At 64.4% G+C, this 3235-nt stretch carries 6 protein-coding genes; 5 read left to right on the top strand and 1 reads right to left on the bottom strand.

The genetic code is table 11. The features are described 5' to 3' along the window. The 5 genes from WB785_RS16575 to trmD all read left to right on the top strand — a co-directional run. Nucleotides 1–285, top strand: a 285-nt coding sequence (locus WB785_RS16575) for a nuclear transport factor 2 family protein (protein WP_424080403.1), incomplete at its 5' end; no start/stop codon positions are given. 173 nt (nt 286–458) lie between these two features. Continuing rightward, nucleotides 459–1037: a 30S ribosomal protein S16 gene (rpsP, locus tag WB785_RS16570; RefSeq protein WP_424080402.1), complete on the top strand. Its 579-nt coding sequence runs from the start codon at nt 459–461 to the stop codon at nt 1035–1037. An 8-nt stretch (nt 1038–1045) separates the two neighbouring features. Then, nucleotides 1046–1288, top strand: a complete 243-nt coding sequence (locus tag WB785_RS16565) for an RNA-binding protein (protein WP_036354608.1) — start codon at nt 1046–1048, stop codon at nt 1286–1288. A gap of 24 nt (nt 1289–1312) precedes the next feature. Next, a complete protein-coding gene (rimM, locus tag WB785_RS16560) occupies nt 1313–1834 on the top strand; it encodes a ribosome maturation factor RimM (RefSeq protein ID WP_424080401.1) in 522 nt (173 codons plus the stop codon). Between the two features lie 6 nt (nt 1835–1840). After that, complete coding sequence (gene trmD, locus WB785_RS16555) at nt 1841–2518, top strand: tRNA (guanosine(37)-N1)-methyltransferase TrmD (protein WP_424080400.1); 678 nt, start codon at nt 1841–1843, stop codon at nt 2516–2518. 13 nt (nt 2519–2531) lie between these two features. On the opposite strand, the gene WB785_RS16550 is transcribed toward trmD, so the two are convergent. Continuing rightward, nucleotides 2532–3235, bottom strand: a 704-nt coding sequence (locus WB785_RS16550; RefSeq protein ID WP_424080399.1) for a hypothetical protein, incomplete at its 5' end; no start/stop codon positions are given.

Below are 3235 nucleotides of genomic sequence, written 5' to 3'. Positions count from 1 at the left end.
GCCCTCGGGGGCATCGAGGGCCGCTACTCGGAGGTGAAGGCCTGGCTTGCCGAGGTGTTGCCGAATTTTCCGATGTACTTCCACATGCTGGGCAACTTCTCGGTGCGCCTCGACGGGGACACCGCATCGTCGCGAACCATCTGCTTCAACCCGATGGTTCTACCCGGTGACAAAGACCAGGTGATGTTCTGTGGGCTCTGGTATGACGACGAGTTCTTGCGCACCCCCGATGGGTGGCGGATGACGCGCCGGGTGGAAACCAAGTGCTTACAGAAATTCCTGTGACGCCCGGCTCGAGCGAATTTCAGGGTGACGGCCTGGCTCTGGCACAATAGGCGGCTGTCTGCCCTGCAACTACGGCTGCTTGGTGGTCATACACGCGAGGCAAAACCGGATCCAGGCATCCCGCCCGGATCGCTGAATTGCGGCGTGACACCTATAGGAGAAGTCGCTTAACCATGGCTGTAAAGATCAAGCTCACCCGGCTTGGCAAGATCCGCAATCCCCAGTACCGCATCGCCGTCGCCGACGCGCGGACGCGGCGCGACGGTCGTTCCATCGAGGTGATCGGCAGGTATCACCCGAAGGAAGAGCCGAGCCTCATCGAGATCAACTCCGAGCGTGCCCAGTATTGGCTGTCGGTGGGTGCTCAGCCCACCGAACCCGTCCTCAAGCTGCTCAAGATCACCGGTGACTGGCAGAAGTTCAAGGGGCTGCCCGGTGCCGAGGGCAAGCTGAAGGTCGCGCCGCCCAAGCCGAGCAAGCTGGAGCTGTTCAACGCCGCGCTGGCTGCGGCCGACGGTGCGCCTGACACTGAGGCCGCGACACCGAAGAAGAAGAAAGCTCCGGCCAAGAAAGCTGCTGCGTCCGAGAAAGCCGACAAGGCCGACAAAGCCGACAAGGCCGAGAAAGCCGACGAAGCCGCCAAGCCTGCCGATGAAGCCAAGCCGGCCGACGAAGCCAAGCCCGCCGAGGAAGCCAAGCCAGCTGAAGGCGGCGAGCAGGCCGAACCGGCTGAGCCGGCCAACGAGAGCTGACCGCAGCCATGAGTACCGTCGTCGTCGACGCCGTCGAGCACCTGGTCCGCGGAATTGTCGACAACCCCGACGATGTCCGCGTTGACCTGGTGACCAGCAGGCGTGGCAGGACTGTTGAGGTGCACGTCCATCCCGATGATCTCGGCAAGGTGATCGGTCGCGGCGGGCGCACCGCGACGGCGTTGCGCACGCTGGTCGCCGGGATCGGGGGTCGTGGTATCCGAGTCGATGTGGTGGACACCGACCAGTAGCGCAGCCCGGCCCATGGAACTCCCGTGGAGTTGACAGTCGGGCGCGTGGTCAAAGCCCATGGTGTGACTGGCGAGGTGGTCGTCGAGGTTCGCACCGATGATCCCGAGTTGCGGTTCGCGTCGGGGACGGTGTTGCGCGCCAAGGGATCCGATCAGGGTGAGCGCAACTACGTGGTGGCGGCGGTCCGTCCGCACGGCAGCCGCCTTCTGCTGCGGTTGGACGGGGTAGCCGATCGCGATGCCGCCGACGCGCTGCGGGGCAGCTTGTTCGTCATCGACTCTTCAGCCTTGCCGCCCATCGACGAGCCGGACACCTACTACGACCACCAGCTGGAAGGCCTTTTGGTGCGCACGACGACCGGACGCGACATCGGCACTGTCGCCGAGGTTTTGCACACGGCGGCCACCGAACTGCTGGCGGTTACGCGACCCGATGAGGGCGAGTTACTGGTGCCGTTCGTCAGCGCGATAGTCACGTCAGTGTCGTTGGAGGCCGGCATCGTGGAAATCGATCCGCCCGAGGGCTTGCTGGAACTGGAGAGCTGAGGGCGCATGAAGATTGATGTCGTGACGATTTTTCCGTCCTACCTGGATCCGCTGCGGCAATCGTTGCCGGGCAAGGCAATAGAGTCGGGTCTCGTGCAGCTGCAAGTGCACGACTTGCGGAAATGGACTCACGATGTTCACCACTCGGTCGACGACGCGCCATACGGCGGCGGCCCGGGAATGGTGATGAGAGCACCCGTTTGGGGTGACGCGCTCGACGAGATCTGTTCACAGGAAACACTTCTCGTTGTCCCGACGCCTGCGGGCGCATTGTTCACTCAGGCGACGGCGCAACGGTGGAGTAGCGAGGCGCATCTGGTCTTCGCCTGCGGTCGCTACGAGGGGATTGACCAGCGGGTCATGGACGATGCCGCCAGGCGGATGCGAGTAGAAGAGGTCTCGATCGGCGACTACGTGTTACCGGGCGGGGAATCGGCAGCCGTGGTGATCATCGAGGCGGTGCTGCGACTGCTGCCCAATGTATTGGGCAATCCGCTTTCGCACCAAGATGATTCGCATTCTTACGGTCTGCTGGAGGGTCCGTCCTACACCAGGCCGCCGAGCTGGCGGGGACTAGACGTCCCGGATGTTCTGCTGTCCGGCGACCACGCTCGCGTCGAGTCGTGGCGACAGCAGGCCGCCGAGCAGCGCACCCGTGAACGCCGCCCCGACCTGCTGCAGTAGCGCTCGCGCGGTCTCAGATCCGCCCGGAGGGAAACATCGTCTTCACCGCCTGGGTGATCGTCGCCCGCGCGGTGGCGTCATCAGCGGGCTGCAGCGACTCGATCACCATGACGTAACGCCGATCGGACCCGATGATGCCGGTCGACACGTGCATCCAGCTGTCACCGATGCAGCACATCCAACCCTGCTTAACGGCAACGGATTCGGCGTACAGGCCGTCAGGAATGCCGAACCGCTGCGGGTAGCCGTCGGTCCCGGCTGCTGTCGACCCGGCCAGGTCGCCGACGATGATCTCGACTCGCTCCCCAGACAGGCCGCCGGACCCGCTGAGCAGCATGTCGTAGTAGTGGACCAAATCGGACGCTGAGCTCATAGTGTTCCACCACTGCCCGTCGCCGGGCGGCGTAGTGGACGTCAGCCCGTAACGGCCCGCCACGTCGGTGATGATCGCCTCGCCCCGCTCGGCCCAGAAGGTCTCTGCGGCGCCATCGTCGGAGGACCGCAGCATGCTGTCCAGCGCCTGGCGGTGTGCTTGCGACATCCGGCGGCTGTCCTGCAAGCCGTCCGATTCGTGCGAGAGCAGGTCGTCGGCGATAAACAACTTGGCCACCGATGCGATGGCGACGAGTTGGTCGCTGCCGTTGGAAAGCAGTTGATGGTTGGCCCGATCGAGGACGGCTACCGAGATCGTGGCACCGTTGGCGGCCGCGTCTTGGG

This window comes from Mycobacterium sp. (assembly GCF_049585075.1).
GTDB lineage: Bacteria > Actinomycetota > Actinomycetes > Mycobacteriales > Mycobacteriaceae > Mycobacterium.
Note: the sequence above shows the minus strand (reverse complement) of the source record. Positions and strands in the feature narration are given on the sequence as shown.

Bases quoted from the DNA above. Each gene is read 5' to 3' on its own strand.
- rpsP (WP_424080402.1), top strand. From the start codon at position 459: ATGGCTGTAAAGATCAAGCTCACCCGGCTTGGCAAGATCCGCAATCCC.
- trmD (WP_424080400.1), top strand. From the start codon at position 1,841: ATGAAGATTGATGTCGTGACGATTTTTCCGTCCTACCTGGATCCGCTG.
- WB785_RS16565 (WP_036354608.1), top strand. From the start codon at position 1,046: ATGAGTACCGTCGTCGTCGACGCCGTCGAGCACCTGGTCCGCGGAATT.